This window comes from Chryseobacterium viscerum (assembly GCF_025949665.1).
Lineage (GTDB): Bacteria > Bacteroidota > Bacteroidia > Flavobacteriales > Weeksellaceae > Chryseobacterium > Chryseobacterium viscerum_A.
Window position 1 is genome coordinate 2,800,816 of the sequence record NZ_JAPDFT010000001.1, and the last position, 20,613, is coordinate 2,821,428.

The 20,613-nt window shown below is 37.2% G+C and carries 16 protein-coding genes; 11 read left to right on the top strand and 5 right to left on the bottom strand.

The annotated features are described in order from the left end of the window. The first annotated feature begins 132 nt into the window (after positions 1 to 132). From OL225_RS12620 to OL225_RS12640, 5 genes are all read left to right on the top strand, one after another. Complete coding sequence (locus OL225_RS12620; protein WP_264518491.1) at positions 133 to 2,274, top strand: S8 family peptidase; 2,142 nt, start codon at positions 133 to 135, stop codon at positions 2,272 to 2,274. 75 nt (positions 2,275 to 2,349) lie between these two features. After that, positions 2,350 to 4,422 (top strand): thiamine pyrophosphate-dependent enzyme, encoded by a 2,073-nt coding sequence (locus OL225_RS12625; protein ID WP_264518492.1) that lies wholly within the window; start codon positions 2,350 to 2,352, stop codon positions 4,420 to 4,422. 207 nt (positions 4,423 to 4,629) lie between these two features. Next, on the top strand, positions 4,630 to 5,661 hold the full coding sequence (locus OL225_RS12630; protein WP_047377021.1) for a bestrophin family protein: 1,032 nt from the start codon (positions 4,630 to 4,632) through the stop codon (positions 5,659 to 5,661). A 198-nt stretch (positions 5,662 to 5,859) separates the two neighbouring features. Continuing rightward, complete coding sequence (locus OL225_RS12635; RefSeq protein ID WP_264518493.1) at positions 5,860 to 6,945, top strand: serine hydrolase domain-containing protein; 1,086 nt, start codon at positions 5,860 to 5,862, stop codon at positions 6,943 to 6,945. Between the two features lie 24 nt (positions 6,946 to 6,969). Continuing rightward, positions 6,970 to 7,710 (top strand): hypothetical protein, encoded by a 741-nt coding sequence (locus tag OL225_RS12640; protein WP_264518494.1) that lies wholly within the window; start codon positions 6,970 to 6,972, stop codon positions 7,708 to 7,710. A gap of 35 nt (positions 7,711 to 7,745) precedes the next feature. On the opposite strand, the gene OL225_RS12645 is transcribed toward OL225_RS12640, so the two are convergent. Next, complete coding sequence (locus OL225_RS12645) at positions 7,746 to 8,204, bottom strand: Lrp/AsnC family transcriptional regulator (protein WP_047377024.1); 459 nt, start codon at positions 8,202 to 8,204, stop codon at positions 7,746 to 7,748. A gap of 158 nt (positions 8,205 to 8,362) precedes the next feature. Here OL225_RS12645 and OL225_RS12650 point away from each other — a divergent pair, with 158 nt between their 5' ends. Next, the gene (locus OL225_RS12650) at positions 8,363 to 9,592 is read left to right on the top strand and encodes an aminotransferase class I/II-fold pyridoxal phosphate-dependent enzyme (RefSeq protein ID WP_264518495.1); all 1,230 of its coding nucleotides are present in this window, start codon (positions 8,363 to 8,365) and stop codon (positions 9,590 to 9,592) included. A 207-nt stretch (positions 9,593 to 9,799) separates the two neighbouring features. Here the strand turns inward: OL225_RS12650 and OL225_RS12655 are convergent, their stop codons facing one another. Next, entirely contained in the window at positions 9,800 to 10,804 is a 1,005-nt protein-coding gene (locus OL225_RS12655) for a glycosyltransferase (protein WP_264518496.1), read from the bottom strand. 209 nt (positions 10,805 to 11,013) lie between these two features. Here OL225_RS12655 and OL225_RS12660 point away from each other — a divergent pair, with 209 nt between their 5' ends. After that, on the top strand, positions 11,014 to 12,027 hold the full coding sequence (locus tag OL225_RS12660) for an SDR family NAD(P)-dependent oxidoreductase (protein WP_264518497.1): 1,014 nt from the start codon (positions 11,014 to 11,016) through the stop codon (positions 12,025 to 12,027). Between the two features lie 39 nt (positions 12,028 to 12,066). Then, complete coding sequence (locus tag OL225_RS12665; RefSeq protein WP_264518498.1) at positions 12,067 to 12,873, top strand: helix-turn-helix domain-containing protein; 807 nt, start codon at positions 12,067 to 12,069, stop codon at positions 12,871 to 12,873. Positions 12,874 to 13,615: 742 nt separating this feature from the next. On the opposite strand, the gene OL225_RS12670 is transcribed toward OL225_RS12665, so the two are convergent. Further along, positions 13,616 to 14,779: a THUMP domain-containing class I SAM-dependent RNA methyltransferase gene (locus OL225_RS12670; RefSeq protein ID WP_047377029.1), complete on the bottom strand. Its 1,164-nt coding sequence runs from the start codon at positions 14,777 to 14,779 to the stop codon at positions 13,616 to 13,618. Positions 14,780 to 14,916: 137 nt separating this feature from the next. Here OL225_RS12670 and OL225_RS12675 point away from each other — a divergent pair, with 137 nt between their 5' ends. Both OL225_RS12675 and OL225_RS12680 read left to right on the top strand, forming a co-directional pair. After that, the gene (locus tag OL225_RS12675; protein WP_264518499.1) at positions 14,917 to 15,642 is read left to right on the top strand and encodes a class I SAM-dependent DNA methyltransferase; all 726 of its coding nucleotides are present in this window, start codon (positions 14,917 to 14,919) and stop codon (positions 15,640 to 15,642) included. Beyond that, entirely contained in the window at positions 15,642 to 16,370 is a 729-nt protein-coding gene (locus OL225_RS12680) for a ZIP family metal transporter (protein WP_047377031.1), read from the top strand. The genes OL225_RS12675 and OL225_RS12680 overlap by 1 nt, the downstream gene beginning before the upstream one ends. Positions 16,371 to 16,428: 58 nt before the next feature. On the opposite strand, the gene OL225_RS12685 is transcribed toward OL225_RS12680, so the two are convergent. Together OL225_RS12685 and OL225_RS12690 are read right to left on the bottom strand one after the other, a co-directional pair. Further along, positions 16,429 to 17,814 carry an OmpP1/FadL family transporter gene (locus OL225_RS12685; protein ID WP_264518500.1) on the bottom strand — a complete coding sequence of 462 codons (1,386 nt, stop codon included), beginning with the start codon at positions 17,812 to 17,814 and terminating at the stop codon, positions 16,429 to 16,431. 53 nt (positions 17,815 to 17,867) lie between these two features. Next, positions 17,868 to 18,968, bottom strand: coding sequence for a prolyl-tRNA synthetase (locus OL225_RS12690; RefSeq protein ID WP_264518501.1), 1,101 nt, complete (start codon positions 18,966 to 18,968; stop codon positions 17,868 to 17,870). Between the two features lie 144 nt (positions 18,969 to 19,112). Between OL225_RS12690 and proS the strand changes: the two genes are divergently transcribed. Continuing rightward, positions 19,113 to 20,588 carry a proline--tRNA ligase gene (gene proS, locus OL225_RS12695; RefSeq protein WP_047377197.1) on the top strand — a complete coding sequence of 492 codons (1,476 nt, stop codon included), beginning with the start codon at positions 19,113 to 19,115 and terminating at the stop codon, positions 20,586 to 20,588. The last annotated feature ends 25 nt before the right edge of the window (positions 20,589 to 20,613 follow it).

Below are 20,613 nucleotides of genomic sequence, written 5' to 3' on the forward strand. Positions count from 1 at the left end.
CAACTCAAACAAACATGAAATAAAATATTAAAATATTATTAAAAAAATTAGAATTATTTACCAAAACTAACTAATTATCAGTTTTTTGCTATAATTTTGACTAACTATAATTTTTACAATTTATTACTCAAAATGAAGAAACAATTACTTTTAATCAGCACATTGATTATTACATTAACAAGTGCGCAAAACAACGAAGAATTGAATAGAAAGTTAGAACGCCAAAGAATAGACAACAATGAGAGGTTTGATTCTTATGTATCTAAACGATATGGCGCTAACAAAACTCCTGAAGTTTTAAAAGAAATCGAGCAGCAAAGAACCAATCTGGCAGGATTTTTACCCGATAACAGACCTTATTTTTTTCAAGCTCATGACATGGATCAGATTAAAAACTCCAATTCTGATTTTTTACAGGGAGGAACTATTACAGGTTTAACGGGATCGTTTAATGGAGAAGGCATTAAGTTTACCATTTTCGACGGAAGCACCTCATCCGGTGTAGCAAGAGTATTTGCTGGTCATGTTTTTTTTAACAATTTACCGAATAGAATAACGAATAAAGAAAGCAGCACTGTCAACTATGGTGACCACGCAACAGCTGTTTCCAGTTTTATAGGAGCAAAAGATTACCCATACACTGTAACGTTTACAAATGGTACAACAAGACAGGTTAATTTCAAAGGAATTGCACCTAATTCTACTATAGATGCATATGCTTTTGGAACTTCTGTTCTGGACGGTGAAACTACCCAAAAAACAGTATTTCAAAAAATCACAACAGCTCAACCTAACATTTCAAATCACTCATATGGAACTAATCAGGGATGGGCAGACCCTCAACTGATTAATAATGAACCTTCATGGGTATGGAATGGGGCGTTTTCAAGCCCCAATACTACATTTGATGCTCAGGGAACTTATCATACCAATGACCGTGATTATGATCAGATTGTATACAACAACCCATCATACATTATCATAAAGTCCGCAGGAAATTCATTTGGTGAAGGACCTAGTGCTGATACAAGTACTTATAAAAAGTATTATAAAAATAGTTCAGGAAATTTAGTTGAATTCGCAGCAACCGATGTTTTACCTCCCAATAATTGCGCTCAAGGATATGACTGTATAGGAATTGGCTCTCTAGGGAAAAATATTATCGTTGTAGCAGCAGCGGATAGAATTACAACTAATGATGGAAGATACACAAACTCTTCAGATGTTATCCATTCCGTTTATAGCAGTGCAGGACCAAGAGATGACGGAGGTATCAAACCAGACATCACTGCTGTAGGAACAAGTGTTGCCAGTGCATGGACAGATAATAATGCTACAGGAGGCAGTAAAATTGATATAGGAGATGGTACTTCTTATTCTGCACCTGTAGTAACAGGTATTGTTGGACTTTGGACACAGATTAACAAACAACTGTTTTCCGGAAGCTTATTAAATGCTGCATCAGCAAAAACCTTAATGGTACACTCAGCAAAAGAAGCAGGAAATATTGGTCCTGATCCACAATTTGGCTGGGGGTTTATTGATGCTAAAAAAGGAGCTGAACTTCTTGTTGGAAAATCTAACAATAGTATCATTTTCAATGATGAAACCTTAAATAGCGGGGTTGCCAATGTAAAAACAGTAAAAGCATCAGGCTCAGAACCGTTAAAGGTGACCATATCCTGGATAGATCCTGAGTTTACCAACTTCACAAATCAATGGGGAAATATTTACAATAACAGAAGTTCCAAATTAATTAATGATCTGGATCTGAAAATTACAGACACCACTACAAACACCGTGTATTATCCGTGGAAACTGGATGCCAACAACCCAATGACTCCGGCTACCAAGGGAGATAACACTGTAGATAATGTGGAACAGGTTATCATTGATGCCCCGGTTGCAGGAAGAACTTATAAAATAGAGATTACCAATAAAGGGATACTCAAAAACAACTCAGGCGGAAATGCTCCTCAAAACTACTCTATTATTGTAACAGGATTTACTGAGCTATTAGGAACTAAGGACACTGCAAACCCTCTTAATAATCTCGCAATTTCCCCTACGATTACGAAGGACTTTACAAACATCCTGAAAGCACCTAAAAAATCCACTTTCAATGTATATGATCTTACAGGGAAAAAATTACAAAACGGAATCATCAACAATGACAAAGAACAGATAGATTTATCCACATACACCAAAGGAATTTACATCATTGAAGTAAAAACAGACAAAGATGTTATTTCTAAAAAAGTGATCAAGGAATAACCTATATAGACAAAGATTTTTTACAAAATACTAACAGTTGTTAGTATTTTGTTTTTTTGTGTATATTTGCTTCCTATGGAAAATGCACTTCACGAAAAAGTTTCTCAGGATATATTGCTCAAAGCGTATAATCACATGATGCTGGCCAAAGCAATGGCTGATATTTACGAAGAAAACAGAAATATCTGTAAATACGTTCATAGTACTTCAAGAGGCCACGAAGCTATACAGCTTGCAACAGCCTATCAGCTAAAGAAAGAAGACTGGGTTTCTCCTTATTACAGAGACGAAAGTATTCTTTTAGGAATTGGTTTTGAACCCTATCAGTTAATGCTTCAATTACTGGCTAAAGCTGATGATCCTTTTTCAGGAGGAAGGTCTTATTATTCCCACCCTTCAAGCAGGGACGAAAACAAACCCAAAATTGTTCACCAGAGCTCCGCTACGGGGATGCAGACTATCCCTACTACAGGAGTAGCTCAGGGAATCAAATACATACAGGACTTTAATCTTCAGGAGTTCGAAAACAACCCTGTTGTTGTGTGCAGCCTTGGAGACAATTCTGTTACAGAAGGTGAAGTGAGTGAAGCTTTACAGTTTGCCGCATTACATCAGCTTCCTATCATATTCCTGGTTCAGGATAATGAATGGGGAATTTCCGTAACAAAGGATGAGGCAAGAACCTGTGATGCTTATGATTTTGTAGCAGGATTCACCGGATTAAGCAGGATGAGAGTAGACGGAACAGATTTCGTGGAAAGTTTCGAAGCCATGAAAAAAGCGGTGGATTTTGTAAGAACCGAAAGAAAACCTTTGGTTGTCTGCGCAAAAACAGTATTGATCGGGCATCACACTTCCGGAGTAAGAAGAGAATTCTATAGAGACGAAGAAGATTTAACAAAACATAGAGCTAAAGATCCGGGAGAAATTCTTAGAAAACATCTACTGGAAACAGGCATTGATGAAGATCTTTTGAAGCAAATCACTAAAAAGGCCCGCCTTGAAGCAGAAGAAGCTTTTGAAAAAGCTAAAAATGCAGAAGATCCGAAACCTGAAACCGTAATGCAGCACGTTTTTGCACCTACTCCAATTACAGAGGAAACAGGAACACGTGAACCCGCCAACGGAGAAAAAATTGTAATGGTAGATGCTGCTATCCACGCGATACAGGAATTGATGTGGAAACACCCTGAAGCTCTTCTTTACGGACAGGATGTAGGAGAAAGAATTGGTGGGGTTTTCCGTGAAACAGTGACTTTAGGGAAAAAATTCGGAAGCAAAAGAGTATTCAATACAGCGATTCAGGAGGCTTATATCATTGGATCTACAGCTGGGATGAGTGCTGTGGGACTGAAACCAATTGTTGAAGTTCAGTTTGCAGATTATATTTACCCGGGAATAAACCAGCTAATCACAGAGATCTCAAAGTCGAGCTACTTAAGCGGTGGAAAATTCCCTGTAAGCAACATCATCCGTGTTCCTATCGGGGCATATGGAGGAGGTGGTCCTTACCACAGCGGAAGCGTTGAAAGTATTTTAGCCAATATAAAAGGAATCAAAATAGCATATCCAAGTAATGCTGCCGATTTCAAAGGATTATTAAAAGCAGCTTATTATGATCCGAATCCGGTAGTAATGCTGGAGCACAAAGGATTATACTGGAGTAAAGTTCCGGGAACCGAAGATGCTAAAACAATAGAACCAGCTGAAGACTATGTTCTTCCGTTTGGAAAAGGAAAAGTAATCATTGAAGCTGATAAGGATGAAACTGAAAAAGGCAGAACCTTACTAGTAGTTACTTACGGAATGGGAGTTTATTGGGCGAAAGAAGCAGCTAAAAATTTCAACGGAAGAGTTGAGGTGATTGACTTAAGAACTTTAATTCCTCTTGATGAAGAACTTGTTTTTGAAAGAGTAAAAGCTCATGGAAAATGTATCGTTCTCACCGAAGAACAGCTTAACAACTCTTTTGCAGAAGCTTTCGCACACCGTATCTCTAAAAACTGCTTCAAGTATCTTGACGCACCTGTAGAAACAATGGGATCACTGGATGTACCTGCTGTTCCGATCAATCTGGTACTGGAAAAAGAAATGCTTCCAAATGCTGAAAAGCTCAGCAGTAAGATTGAAGAAATATTGAAATATTAAATTTATATAAAATTAAAACCTCTAAAAATTTTAGAGGTTTTTTTTATGCAATTTTTTCATTACTTTTATTTAAGATTATCAACCTCAATTTTAGACTATTATAAACCAAGAAAACCCAATTATTCATTACCTGGCAGGCATTACAAAACAAAGCACATCACAGTTTGGTATTTATTTTGTCTCTACACGCAAAACACATTCTTCTTTATGATCACAACCAAATACGTCAATTATAAACAGGTTCTCAATCTTGCCGGTGTGCATCTTATCCTCATCTCTATCTGGTGTACATTGATTGCTGTTTTCTTTTATTTCTTCAACTGGCACTGGATGACGATTCCCTGGGTTCCTGTTGCACTGATTGGTACAGCAGAAGCGTTCCTTGTGGGTTTTAAAAATAACCAGGCGTATGACAGACTTTGGGAAGCCAGAAAAATCTGGGGTGGCATTGTGAATTCCAGCCGTTCGTTTGCATCTATGGTGTATGCCTTTGATACCAAAAATGAAGAAATTGGTGTTTTTGATCTTGAAGACCGTAAAAGAAGAATCGTTTATCGTCATATTGCGTGGCTATACACTTTCCGTGAACAGCTTCTGGTTCCTACAGAATGGGAGCATATCAGTACGGAAAATAATAAATTCGGGAATATTAACCTGAGAAGAAACAGATTGATTAAAGCCGGGTTTCCGGATTACGGAAGAGCCCCTATTTTCCTCCACAAATATCTTTCGGAGGAAGAATATGAACTTAAAAATGATTATAAAAATTTTGCCACTTACCTGGTATCTCAACAGGCAAAAGACATCAATGAGCTGAAAAATATGGGAGCCATTACAGAATTCAACCAGACTCAGCTGCAGAACGCCTTGAATGAATTCTATAATTTTCAGGGACAGGCAGAAAGAATCAAAAAATTCCCTTCCCCAAGACAGTTTGCCAGTACAGCCTTTGTTTTTAACATCCTGTTTATCATGCTTCTTCCTCTGGGATTAGTCAATGAGTTTGCAAAACTTGGCGATTGGGGAATCTGGACTTCTATTCCATTCTGTATCATCATCGGATGGATCTACATTATCATGGAACTGGTGGGAGATTATTCTGAAAACCCTTTTGCAGGATTAATGTTTGATGTTCCTATGCTTTCTATCTGCCGAACAATTGAAATTGATCTTCTTCAGATGAGCGGAGAAACAGACCTTCCTGATCCTATTTCTTCTAAAAATGGTGTATTGGTATAATTTTTCACTTATCCTTTTTAATAAAACCGAATTTCAGAATCTTTCTAAAAAATAAAAATATTCGGTAAAATATATTTTAAAAGTTCATTGTTTTTCATAATTTAGAGGCATTGAAAGCATTGGCTATGTTGATCCATCCGGATAGATTTGGCTTGTACTTTTTTCATCAGCTAATAATTTATCCCTTCTTTTTAAACAATGAGATCCAAGCAAGTACTGCAGGTTTTGACTATGCTATGTCTTACCTTATTCTGCCCTAAAGTGAATTCACAGGTTGCCTTTAACAAAGAATTACCGAAAGAATTTACAGACCAGTTCACCAAAGAAATCACTGATAGCATTCCTTCTCTGGGATCTTTTATGGTTTCGCAAAACAATAAGATAATTTACGAACACTATTTTCACGGAGCCAATAAAGAAACCATCTTCAGTGTAAAATCTGTTACCAAAAGTATTGTCTCTGTTCTGGCAGGTATTGCACAGGATAAAAACATCCTGCCCAACCTCAACACTCCGGTTTTAAAAATTCTTCCGGAATACAATGTCTCAAGGAGCAGATTTAAAAATATTTCCAACATTGAAGGAAAGGTAACTCATGATTCCATTAGAAATACATTAACATTAAAAAATCTACTGACCATGCAAGGTGGTTTTGACTGGGTTGAAAATTCAAAAATCTCAACAGCGATGTCTTTTTCCGGTGATCCCGTAAAATTTGTACTGGATCTGCCTTTTGAAGAATATCCGGGAACAGTTTTTAATTACAACAGCGGTGAAAGCCATCTTTTTGGGGCTGCTTTGGCAAAAATTGTAAAAACGAATCTGAAACAATTTGCTGCAGAAAATCTTTTTAGACCTTTAAAAATGAATATTCCCCGATGGGATACGGATTCAATGGATAGAAACTTTGCAGCTTCAGAGCTTTTTATGAAACCTGAAGATCTGCTGAAATTCGGTATTATGATTCTGAATAACGGAAAATTTAGCGGCAAACAGATCGTGTCTTCAAAATGGATTCAGGAATCTACAGCAGAGCATGTAAAACTGGATTACTGGGATGTAATGCCGGATGCCAACGGATATGGCTATTACTGGTGGCGAAGGAAGACCAACGGACATCAGGCTTTCGTAGCAACAGGTTATGGCGGCCAGCTCATATGCGTCATTCCAGACTTAAAAATGGTTATTGTGACCACTTGTTTTTTAAATGACAAAAACAAAGGCAGAACCGAGATTAAAAAACTTCATTATTTCATTGATAAAATGACAAAAGGAGATCTATAACAACCAATATAAAACTAATACCAATTGAAGAACACAAAATTCTATTTAGCTTTTACTTTAATCTTTATTGCAAACCTGTCTTTCGCGCAGTCCTCCGAAAACATCAAAAACGTAAGAGAAAAACAGTTAAAAATACAAAATCAAAAGGAAGATTTAGATTTTAAAAGAATGGAAGAAGAACTCAAAGTAAAGGGCAAAGATTCAGGGCCCTTTACATACGGTGTATTTCCTTATCCTATCTATGACAGTATTCAGAAAGACGGCTTTAAAGGAGTGGGAACACTGGGAAATTTTTTCGGATTAAAACTTCAGGGCAAAAGGATTGTCTATACAAGTTTTCTTGAAAACAACTGGGGAACTCTAAATTCACATAAGGTCAAAAATAAAGACAGAGTATTCTTTACGATTCTTGTTCTTACAGATTTCATTGATGACAAAGAATATACATCCAGTAAAATGAATATTGTCTCAAGGAACTTTCCGGATGTAATCGGGCAAGGATTTATAAAGACTTCTGATAACAGAATCGACTTCTCAGCCTTCACCACTCTTGAAAAGGAAGACTTTGCCATTGTAAACATGAAACTTTATCATCTGAAATATGGCAATATCATTTTGATTGCCCCACAGAAAGACGGAAGCCTCCGAAGCATACAGATCAATAATACAACTGATCTGACCTCTGAAACCTTAAAATCATATCTGGAACAGCTGATACAAAAACCGGAAGTAACTTCCTTTTTTATTAATGAAAAAACGATCTGAACCGATCGTTTTTTATCATAAGGCAGTCCAATAATCTATAATACGATCGCCGTTGTATTTTTTACTTCAGAAATCATAAATGAGCTGTGTGTGCTTGCGATGTGCTGAAGCGTCGTAAGTTTTGTCAGCATAAAACTGCGATAATCTTCAATATCTTTTACGCCTATCTTAAGGATATAATCATAATCACCGCTTACATGGAAACACTCTGTCACTTCCTGCAGATCCATCACCTCCTTTTCAAACTGAAGTACAAATTCTTTTTTATGCTGGCTTAATTTCACATGACACAGAACGATAAAATTTTTCTTAACTTTGCTTTTGTCCAGCAAGGCTACATATTTTGAAATAACGCCTGAATTTTCAAGCTTTTTCACTCGCTCATAAACAGCTGTAACAGATAATCCAAGCTTCCCGGACAACTCTTTGGTGGTTTGTTTGCAGTCTTCCTGTAGAAAAAACAAGAGTTTCTTATCAGTTTCGTCAAGTTCCATAGATATTTTTTTGGTAAAAGTTTAATAATATCGAAGATACTAAATATTTTTTCTAAATAAACAATATTTTACAGTTTTATATTCTATAAATTCAAATTTATGTTGTAATAATTAGCAAATTAGTGCAAATTGTGACAATAAAATAAAAACAAATATTTATGGAAAACTTTAACGCAGCCAACGAGATCCAGGATCTTCAGTATTTTGGTGAATTCGGAGGAGTGAATCCTTCTATCTCTGACAGCTCTACCTATACGTTCCTTTCTGCAAAGACTATGTTTGATACTTTTGAAGGAAATGCGGAAGGATGCTACCTGTATTCCAGACATTCATCCCCGATGAACCTTTATCTGGCTCAGGCTCTTGCCAAGATGGAAAACACGGAATCTGCCAACGTTACAGCATCCGGAATGGGAGCTATTACTTCTGTTTTGATGCAGGTATGCAAAAGTGGAGACCATATTATTTCAAGCAGAACCATCTACGGAGGAACTTATGCTTTTCTTAAAAACTTCATGCCTCAGTTTAATGTAGCAACCAGCTTTGTTGACATCAACAATTTTGAGGCTGTAGAAAATGCAATTACTCCCAATACTAAAGTGATCTACTGTGAAAGTGTGAGCAATCCGCTTCTTGAAGTAGCAGACCTTAGAAAACTTTCCGAAATCTGTAAAAAACACAATCTGAAACTGATTGTAGATAACACCTTCTCTCCTCTTTCAATCTCACCGACAGTATTCGGGGCTGATGTTGTAATCCACAGTTTGACGAAATTCATCAACGGAAGCAGTGATACTGTAGGAGGTGTATATTGTGCAACACAGGCATTTATTGATGATACTAAAAATGTAAATTCCGGAGCGTGTATGCTTCTTGGTCCTACTATGGACAGTCTAAGGTCTTCAAGTATCCTAAAGAACCTGAGAACATTGCATATCAGAATAAAACAGCACAGCCATAATGCCATGTATCTTGCCGAAAGATTCGAGGAAGATGGTTTAATGGTATCTTATCCGGGATTGCCATCACACAAGAACCATGAATTAATGAAAAGCATGATTCATGAAGAATACGGATACGGAGGATTACTGACTCTGGATGCAGGCACAACAGAAAAAGCGAACGAACTGATGGAAATGATGCAGGCAGAAAACCTTGGCTACCTTGCAGTAAGCTTAGGGTTCTATAAAACCTTATTCTCATGCTCAGGAAAATCTACTTCATCTGAAATTCCAGAGGAAGAACGTGCTTCCATAGGGATTTCTGACGGATTGATCAGATTCTCCATCGGCCTTGACCACGATATTAAAAGAACTTACCATAAAATGAAGGAGTGTATGCTGAAAGTAGGTGTTCTTAACCACCATGAAAACATTTCTATATCCTAAATTTATTATTGTAAAAAGGCTGTTTCGTTTGAAACAGCCTTTTTTTATTTTGGTTTAAATTACGACCTCTGATCTGAATTCTTACGGAATAGCAAACGTTGTGTATTATCTTTAGATTACGGCTAAAGCCATTGGAAGATGTTATTTATTTGATAAATGGGCTAAAGCCCATTCCTATTGAATGTCTTTTGCAAACGATCAGCCCTCTTACTTCTTATAGTAATGATGAGGAAAAGCCTCCTCAGGTTTCATTTTTAGAACATTCAGCAGAATCCAGGATTTTAAAAAACCATATCCATAAGAAAACATCTGAATATAAGTGGAAATAACTGCCATACCAGCAATACTGATATTTTTAGTCAGTAATAAAGCGTGAAACAACACCAAAAAGGTATATAATCCGTAAAAAGAAAGGATAACCCCTCTTCCCATTATAAAATACTCAAGAAAGCCCATTCCGTATCCTAGCATAAATAAAGTAGGAAATGCAAAAGAAATCTTCACATAGTTAGGGTGTCTCTGATTAAGAATTGGTCTTGCGCAACCAAACTGATAAACCTGCTTGGAAAATTTTCCAAAATCAACTCTACGTTTATGATATACGGCAATATCATCAAAAAAAGCAGTAGTAAAACCGTTCTCCCAAAGGGTCATGGAAAGATCCGGATCCTCACCTATTCTCATTTCTGAAAATCCACCTACTTTTTCAAAAACAGCTTTTTTCACACCCATGTTGAAACTTCTGGGCTGGAATTTAGAAACAGCTTTCTTACTTCCCCTTATTCCTCCGGTAGTAAAAACAGAAGTCATAGAATAAGAAATAGCCTTCTGCATCAGATTAAACCCTTTATGCGCCTTATCTGCTCCTCCAAACGCGTCACAAGGAATGGTAAGAATATCGTTTTTAATATGTTCAATATAATCCTTTTCAACAATAACATCACTGTCTACAAATACCAGCCATTCATTCGCTGCTCTTGCCGCACCGTAATTTCTTGTCAATCCGGGCCCTGAGTTATCCTTTCTGAAATATTTAATATCTAAACCCTGTTCAAAGTTTTTAATGGTTGGTTTCAGATCAATCAAAGAACCATCATCTACGATAATGATCTCGAAATCCTTATCTGTCTGCTGGGTAAGAGAGGTCAGCAGCTCAAAAAGTTCATCTTTTCGGTTGTAAATGGCAACGACAATGGAAATAGTAGGCTTCAAATTGAAAATTTTTCAAAATTACTTATTCACAGAACAACCTACAAACAGTTTAACAGCTTATTCAGGGAAATTAACGATATATAATTCTATTTGCCTTAATACATGGAGATTACAAATGAAATTCTGAGCCAAGTTATTTGACATTTTAAACAAAATGAAGACAGGGAATTCATCCTAATTTTGCTATAGAAATTTAAAACAACAAAAAAATGAAACCAACTATCAGCTCATTGCAGCAACCTATTCAATCTGGCTTTAATGCGTTTTCAACAGCTCAGGAAGTTATTCAGGGAATTGATCTTACCGGAAAAAACGTTATCATTACGGGAGGATACGCAGGTATCGGCCTTGAAACCACAAAAGCCCTTACTTCAGCCGGAGCGCATGTTATCATTCCTGCCAGAGATATTGAAAAAGCAGAGAAAAACCTTACAGGAATTGAAAATTTTGAACTTGAAAAAATGGATCTGATGGACCCGGCATCTATTGACGCTTTTGCAGAAAGATTTATCTCGTCCGGCAGAAGCCTGGATCTTCTTATTAATAATGCAGGAATTATGTGGGTTCCTCTCCGCAGAGACGCCAGAGGGCTTGAATCTCAACTGGCAACGAACTACCTAGGACAGTTTCATCTTACCGCAAAACTATGGACGGCTCTGAAAAAAGCAGATGGAGCAAGAGTCATAAGTGTTTCATCCTACGGACATCAGATGGCTCCGTTTAATTTTGAAGATCCCAATTTTGAGAAAAGAGATTATGATACCCTCTCCGGATATGGCCAATCCAAAACAGCCTGTAATTTATTTGCGGTAGAACTTGATGAGAGAGGAAAAGAATTCAATATCAGAGCTTATTCCCTTCATCCGGGTTCTGTATATGGAACTGATCTGGGAAGAGAAGAACCTATTGAACTTTTTAAACAGCTTGGAACCCATGATGAAAACGGAAATATCAAACCGGAAGTGGAAGCAAGACTGAAAACCTTATCACAAGGAGCTGCAACAACAGTCTGGTGTTCTGTAAGTCCTCAGCTCAACGAAATAGGTGGAGTTTATTGTGAAAACTGTGATATTGCAGAGATCGACAGAGGACAGATTGAGCACAGGTTTGATGAGCCGGCTACCATCCGTGGAGTACAGCCCTATTCTATCGACAAAAACAATGCTGAACAATTATGGAAACTGAGCGAAGAGATGTTAGGATTCAACTTTGAAACCAAATAAGTGTTTTTTAAATACATTTGTAATGAAAAACTTTTGACAATGGATTTCCAGATACAATACCTCACACCGGATATTAAGCTTTCCAGCTATGATGACAAACTGTTCAAAACGGAAACCGTTTTTGAATATCATATGCTGGTATGGTTTATATCAGGGGAAACGAAAATTATTCAGGCCGATAAAACCTATTTGTTCAAAGCCGGAGATATTTTTCTGATCCCGAGGAATCATCTTGCCACGATTATCAATTATCCAAAGGACGGGCTTCCTCATAAAGCAGTAGTAATGCACCTCACCACAGAACGGTTGAAAGCATTTTACAGCACTGTAGATAATCAAAAGAAAACAGGATATCGGGAATCCAGTATTTATAGCTTTAGCAGTCATCCGCTTCTGAACAGCTGCCTTGCCTCTCTTATTCCTTATTTTGAAATGGAGGGTTCTCTTCCCGAAAATATAGCTCATTTAAAGATCACTGAAGCCATCAGTATTTTAAGGGAAATTGATCAGAATATAGATGCTGTCCTGGCTGATTTTGATGAGCCGGGAAAAGTGGATATGATAAGTTTTATGGAAAAAAATTATATGTTCAACATGCCTTTGGAACGATTCGGGTATCTGACTGGAAGAAGTTTATCAACATTTAACCGTGATTTCAGAAAGATTTTTCAAACCACTCCACAGAGGTGGCTTACTCAAAAACGTCTTGAACTGGCCTATTATCATTTATCTGAAAAGAATAAAAAACCTTCCGATGTTTTTCTGGAAGTAGGCTTTGAAGACCTGTCACATTTTTCACATGCCTTTAAAAAACAGTATGGTTTTGCTCCGTCACTGGCACGATAAACAAAATAGGTTGTACACATTTGTACAACCTATTTTTATTATTTTGATTAAACTAATAATCTGTTACACTTATTTTTTCTGTGAAACATCTGAATCTTTTGATTCTTTCTTTTGAGAGATTACATTATGATTCAGAGCCTTTTTTTTAGGTTTTGAAACTGATGATTTTGATCCGGAACTAAACAGGCCGAATGCATCCAAAACTATATCAAATATATCAAAAAAATTCCAGGACATTTCTAATCGCTATTTATCTTCCAATTTATGCATTTTCTTCGCTCCTTCATACTATTTTGTCCTTTTTATATAAACAATCCCGACCTAAAGTAGAGATATAATACTGCAGAAATTAAAAAAACAATTACTGAACAGCTGAAAAGAATCAGTTTAAACAAGGTTTTAAAATAATAAAGTTCCAAAACATGCAAAATAAAAAATGCTATACATGAAATACCAATTCCTATTAAAGAAGCTATCACTAAAGTTTGTGTATAATTTTGTGCAGGTAAAGGATCTTTAAAAACAATAAAAAAAGAAAATGCTGCCAATACCAAAGCTACAGCACTTACTTTCTCTGTGAAGTATTTTGATCTGTTAGATACTTTCTTTTGAGGTTTCTCATCGTAATTCAGGCTCTTTCTGTCAGAACTTGAACGCGATGATCCCGAACCAGACTGAAACAATCCGGATACACTAAATAAAGTATCTAACAGATCAAAAAAACCTCCTAACATTTTTCTCGTTATTTATCTTCCAGCTTATGCACTTTCTTCGTTCCTTCATACATTTCGTACTGTAAAAATCTCGTTTCCAGCTTTCCGTTGAAAAGTTTGATTTTTCGTGAAGGTCGTAAACCGATTTTCTTCACGGCTTCAAGATCAGAAGAGATCAGCCATGCTAATGTATTTGGATAATGGGTCTTGAAGGTATCTCCGATTTTCTTGTAGAAATCATCATCATTAATGGAAATTCTCTCATCATACGGAGGATTGAATACCATTAATAACGGGAACAATTCTTTTTTGGAATCAAAGAAGTTCTGTTTTTTAATCTCGATAACGTCTTCCATTTCTGCTGCTTCTACATTCATTCTTGCAGCATTCAGCATTCTTGCATCAATGTCATACCCAACAATTTTTCCATCAAATTGTCTGACTCTGTTAATTCTGAATTCTTTAATTTTCGAAAACAGTTCTGCATCATAATTATTCCAGTTCTGGAATCCGAATCTCTTTCTGAAAATCTGAGCCGGAAGATCCATCGCGATCATAGCCGCTTCAATCAGTAATGTTCCGGAACCACACATTGGATCAAGGAAATTTCCTTTTCCGTCCCAACCTGCCAGCTGAAGCATTCCGCTAGCCAGAACTTCATTGATAGGAGCTTCTCCCTGTTCTCTTCTGTACCCTCTTTTAAACAAAGGATCTCCTGAAGAGTCCATTGAAATCATCACCAATTCTCTGTCAATATGAAGATGGAATTTGATATCCGGATTTCTTGTTTCTACATTCGGACGTCTTTTGAATTTTTCCTGAAAATAATCCACGATGGCATCCTTCATTTTTAAAGTCACAAACTGAGAATGTTTGAATGTTTCTGAGTTTACCGTTGCATCAATAGAGAAAGACTGATCAACATCCATGAAGTTTTCCCATTCAAATTTGAATAGTCTGTCATAAAACTGATGCTGGTTGAAAGCCTTAAACTCATGAATCGGCACTAAAATTTTCAATGCTGTTCTCGCAGAGTAATTGATCTTGTAAAGAAAACCAAGATCTCCTTCACAATTTACCGCTCTGTTTTTAATTTCAACATTTCTTCCGCCCAGTTTTTTGATTTCTTCTGCCAGAATCTGCTCCAATCCGAAGAATGTCTTTATCTGTATTTTAATATTTTCTGTATCCATAAGTATGAATTAAAAGATTTAAAGTTTTAAAAATTAAAAGATTAGCTATCCAACTTCTTGTCCAATTGAATTTTTCAATCTCTTAATGTTGTAAAATACTTTGCTTTTAACCGCACAAATTTAGTTATTTTTGCATTATGGAATGGTTTGAATCTTGGTTTGATACCCCTTATTATCATTTGCTTTATAGCAACAGAGACTATACTGAAGCAGAAAACTTCATTACAAAGCTCACTGCGGACCTTCAGTTGCCGCCTCAGTCGAAAATCATAGATCTTGCCTGTGGAAAGGGAAGACACTCTGTTTTCCTTAATAAATTAGGGTATGATGTTTTGGGGCTTGACCTTTCAAGACAAAGCATTGAATCTGACAAACAATATGAAAATCAAACATTGATTTTTGAAGTTCATGACATGAGAAATCCAATTGATGCAGATCCTATGGATGCGGTATTCAACTTATTTACAAGTTTTGGGTATTTTGATAATGAAAATGATGATAAAAAAGTATTCCAGTCTGTTTACAATGCATTGAAGCCCGGAGGATATTTTGTACTTGATTATCTGAATGAAGAGTATGTAAGAAATACTTTAGTTCCGGAAACAGCAGTCACCCGCGGTGATATAGACTTTAAAATCCTGAAAAAAATAGAGGGCAGACATGTCATCAAAGATATCCGTTTTGAAGCAGACGGTAAACCTTTTCATTTCTTTGAGAAAGTAAAGCTTCACACACTGGAAGCCATCCATGCTTATGCTTCGGAGTGTGGTTTTGAAAGAATAAAAATATGGGGAGACTATCAGCTGAATGAATTTAATAAAGAAAATTCCCCACGTTGTATCAATTTATTTAAGAAAAAATAATGACAACAGTACTTTTACTGATTTTAAGTGTAATAACTGGAGTATTTCTGGGAAAACACTTTGGTAAAAAAGAAAAACTGGCCAAAAATCTACTGATACTAAGTGCTGGTTTTTTGATTACAATCTGTCTCAACGAAGTCTTTCCACAGGTTTACACCTCTTCCGGAAACAGTAATCTTGGGATATTTGTAATTGCAGGAGTTCTTCTACAGATGATTCTGGAAGCTCTTACCAAAGGTTTTGAACACGGACATTTCCATCATCATAGTGAGCATAATATTCTTCCCGTTGCTTTAATGGTTGGATTATTCATCCATGCATTTATTGAAGGGATTCCTCTTGCCAATGAAGAGCAAGAGATGTCTCCTTATCTTTGGGGAATTGTATTTCACAATCTTCCTATTTCGTTTATTCTGGGAGCATTTTTATTCAACAGAAAAGGAGAATCAAAAAGTTCTTCATCCTATCCCTCTATTCTCATTGTAGCTTTATTTGCCCTTGCTTCCCCAATGGGAATGCTGCTAGGAAACTATTTCAATCCTGATCTTCAGCCTTATTTCCTGGCGATTGTAGGGGGAATTTTCCTTCATATTTCATCGGTGATCATTTTTGAAAGCAATAAAAATCACAATATTGACTGGGTAAAGATCGGACTGGTTGTTTTAGGAGTTTCACTTGCATTGATGATGCATTTCTTCCATCAACATCCTGTTGCTCATTCTCATTAAAAAATAAAAAAAGCTCCGAAAATCCGGAGCTTTTTTATTGTATATAGCTTATTAAAGCTTAGAACTTCCATCCTACTGTAAGGAAGAAATTGTTTCTGTTATTTTTAACCTCACTTGCCGCATACGAATCACTTTCAAAGATATTATTAGCAGAATAATAAGATGAATCTGAATTACCATCCATATATCCTCTCATAAAAGGGTTGGTATACTTAGATGAGATATTCTGATAAGATGCATCTACATAGAATGATTTGAAATCATACCCAATACCGAAAGAAAGTGTGTTTCTATCGCTTAGCATCATGTTGCTGTATGATTGATCTCCTACGCTGCCTGCATCATTAAATCTGCTGATTGTAAGCGCATCAAAAGGACTTGACTGGTAAGCATAACCTCCTCTCAGTCTGAACTGCTGTACTCTATACTCAGCTCCAACTCTTACTTCAGAAAGGTTTTTATAATTCTCTTTAAAGAAGTCATTCAACACACTCTCTGCACCACCATATACCTTATAATCAGGTTTTGTAAGTCCAAGGGTATAATCTACGTTTAAAGAGAAATTTTTACTTGCTACAAATGCAGCACTCACTGTTGCTTTAAGAGGCGAAGTAAATTTTCTGTTTTCAGCACCCATATCGTCTCCGTAAACAGGATCATTATAGAAATAGTAATTTCTGTCTATCGTCCAGAATGTAGGAGTTTCAAGAGATGCTCCCACTCTGAAATTAGGACTTAGCTTTCCGATCACCCCTAATGAAGCTGAAAACCCTGAAGATCTCTCTGAGTAAGGAGTATCCTGCTTACTGAATCCTTCTGTAGAATTATTGGTAAGATTTCGGTAAAATAAGGTATCATATTGATCAACTGAAGCGTTGAAAAAATTGAAACCTGCCCCTAAATATAAATTATGATTATAATTCGCTCCTACCCCAAAGCTCATCTTTGACAAATTACCATATCTTTCATAGATATGTCCTGCCAATGCTGCGTCCTTGGTTATATCATCTTTATCAAAAGCGTAAACAACATTGTTATTACCTGGTGACTGGATTACATTATCAAGAGTCTGATTGGAAAAATTAATACCGATATTAATAAACTTCCAACCCGTTTCTGTCATCAGTGGGAAAGCAATGATACCGCCTGCATTTCCAAGGTCTCCCTTAGTTTTGCTATAGTCTATAGTAGATCCAGCTAAAGAGCTGCTGTTTTTATTGCCTAAAATAGATAAAGTTCCTGAAACCTCTCCTGAAATAGCTACCCCTAAACCTGCCGGGTTGGTAAGCAAAGAGTTTGCATCACCTCCCAGCGCACCATTAGATCCTGCCATTGCATTGAATTTAGCCGATCCCACCATAGGAGTACTTGAGTAAACATCCACGGTATTTCTTATCACAGAAACATCCTGAGCCTGCGCATAAAATGCAGCAGAAATACTCATTAATACTAAAGATTTTTTTAACATTATTTTTTAATAGTTTATTCGTTTGAAAATTATCTGAATCCACCTCTGCCTCCGCCGCCGGATCTCATTCCGCCACCGCCGCCAGAAGAACCACCTCTGAAGCCGCCTCCACCGGAGTTGAAGCCGCCGCTAGATCTGAAACCTCCTGAATCATTGGATCTGAAACCTCCATTGTTTCTAGGCTGTGATTGCTGATAATTATAATTAGGTCTTGTCTGTGGTGCAGTATTACGGAATCCTCCATTTTGTTGTGTATTTCTGAAACCTCCGGAATTACCGTTTCTGAAGCCTCCGGAATTACCGTCTCTGAAACCGCCATTATTATTTCTGAAGCCTCCGTTTGAGTTAGAATCTCTGAAACCACCATTGTTTGTGTTTCTGAAACCACCATTACTATTTCTGAAGCCTGAATTGGCTGTATTGGTTCTGTATACTGCGTTGGCTACACCTGTATTCTGGAATCCTCCTCCACTGGTACCGCTTCTTCTATAAACAGGTCTGTTGTAGTAGCCACCACCCCAGTAACCGCCTCCGTATCCCCAGTAAGGGTTTCCGTAACCGCCCCAGAATGGATCATAATATCCACCATATCCCCAGTATGGGCTTCCCCATCCGTAAGAGCCTCCCCAGCCCCATCCGAATGATCCGCCCCAACCCCAGGACATACTAGCACCCCAGCCCCAGCCACGGTTCATGCCCCAGCCCCAATATGGGCTATAACCACCATACCATCCCCAAGGAGATCCCCATCCCCATGAGTTGTCATAATAGTTCGTCTGAGAACCTGCATAAAGCCCCCAATCTGAATCTGTGGCGTTGGAGTTCCAATTCGGATTGGTACCACTCCAGTCATTATATCTGTTTTGCTGTTCTCTGGAATTCGTCTGTGCATTTTGGATGACATTGGAATCCTGATAATAGTCATAATATTCTCCTACTCTGTTTCCGCTATCATTGATGATAACTCCTTCAGGTAGCGTATCCTTATTGGGGTCGTAATACACCCCATCTGTCTCGCTATACCCTCCCATCTGAGCACCACAAGACACAAGTAATAATCCGCCTGATATTGCCAACACCCCTTTGGATCTTAGCAGACCAAGCAAATTTTTATGTATATTTCTTTTCATGATAACGTAAAAATTTTTAATTTAAATTATATTTGCAATCTGTACCAAAAATGTACCAAAATACTGGTAAAAAAATCTATCAAAAATAGATTTTTATTTTTAGATAACAATAATGTACAAAAGTTAAAAAAATTAAAAAAAATAATGGCAAAATTAACCTCAAGAAGCGAAGATTACAGCAAATGGTATAATGAGCTGGTTGTAAAAGCTGATTTAGCTGAAAACTCAGGTGTGCGTGGATGTATGGTGATCAAACCGTATGGCTATGCAATCTGGGAAAAAATGCGTGATGAAATGGATAGAAAGTTCAAAGAAACAGGTCACGTTAACGCATACTTCCCGCTTTTTGTGCCCAAGAGCTTGTTTGAGGCAGAGGAAAAGAATGCAGAAGGTTTTGCAAAAGAATGTGCTGTTGTTACTCATTACAGATTAAAAACCGATCCGGACAATCCGTCTAAACTGATTGTGGATCCGGATGCGAAACTGGAAGAAGAACTTATCGTTCGTCCTACTTCAGAAGCTATTATCTGGAATACATACAAAAACTGGATTCAATCTTACAGAGACCTACCGATATTGATCAACCAATGGGCGAATGTTGTACGTTGGGAAATGAGAACCCGTCTTTTCTTAAGAACTGCAGAATTCTTATGGCAGGAAGGCCACACTGCTCATGCTACAAAGGATGAAGCTGTTGAAGAAGCAGAAAAGATGAATAAAGTATATGCAGATTTTGCAGAAAACTTTATGGCGATGCCGGTAATTCAGGGATTAAAAACTCCATCTGAAAGATTTGCAGGAGCTGATGAAACATACTGTATCGAAGCACTGATGCAGGATGGAAAAGCTTTACAGGCAGGAACATCTCACTTCCTAGGTCAGAATTTCGCAAAAGCATTTGACGTAAAATTCACCAATAAAGAAGGAAAAATAGAACATGCATGGGCTACGTCATGGGGAACATCAACCCGTTTGATGGGAGCTTTGATTATGACACACTCCGATGATTTCGGATTGGTACTGCCTCCTACTCTGGCACCGATTCAGGTGGTGATTGTTCCGATCTTTAAAGGAGAAGAGCAGCTAGAGCAAATCAGTGAAGTTGCTTTGGATATTCAGGCTAAACTGAGAGCAAAAGGTATTTCTGTGAAATTTGATAATGACACACAGAACAAACCGGGCTGGAAATTTGCAGAATACGAATTGAAGGGAGTTCCTGTAAGAATAGCAATGGGACCAAGAGATCTTGAGAACAAATCTGTGGAAATTGCCAGAAGAGACAATCTGACGAAAGAAGTTCGTTCTATCGATGGTTTAGATACTTATATCGAAGATCTATTGAAAACAATTCAGCAGGATCTTTACAACAAAGCTTTAGAATTCAGAAAAGATAATTTCACAAAAGTAGATACTTACGAAGAATTCAAAAAAGTTCTTGAAGAGAAAGGTGGTTTCATCTATGCTCACTGGGATGGTACAGCTGAAGAAGAAGAACAGATCAAGGATGAAACGAAGGCTACTATCAGATGTATTCCTTTGGATGATGATGTAGAAGAAGGAATTTCATTGGTTTCTGGAAAACCATCTAAGAGACGTGTATTATTCGCAAAAGCTTATTAATAATTTTAATGATTAAAAAATAAAT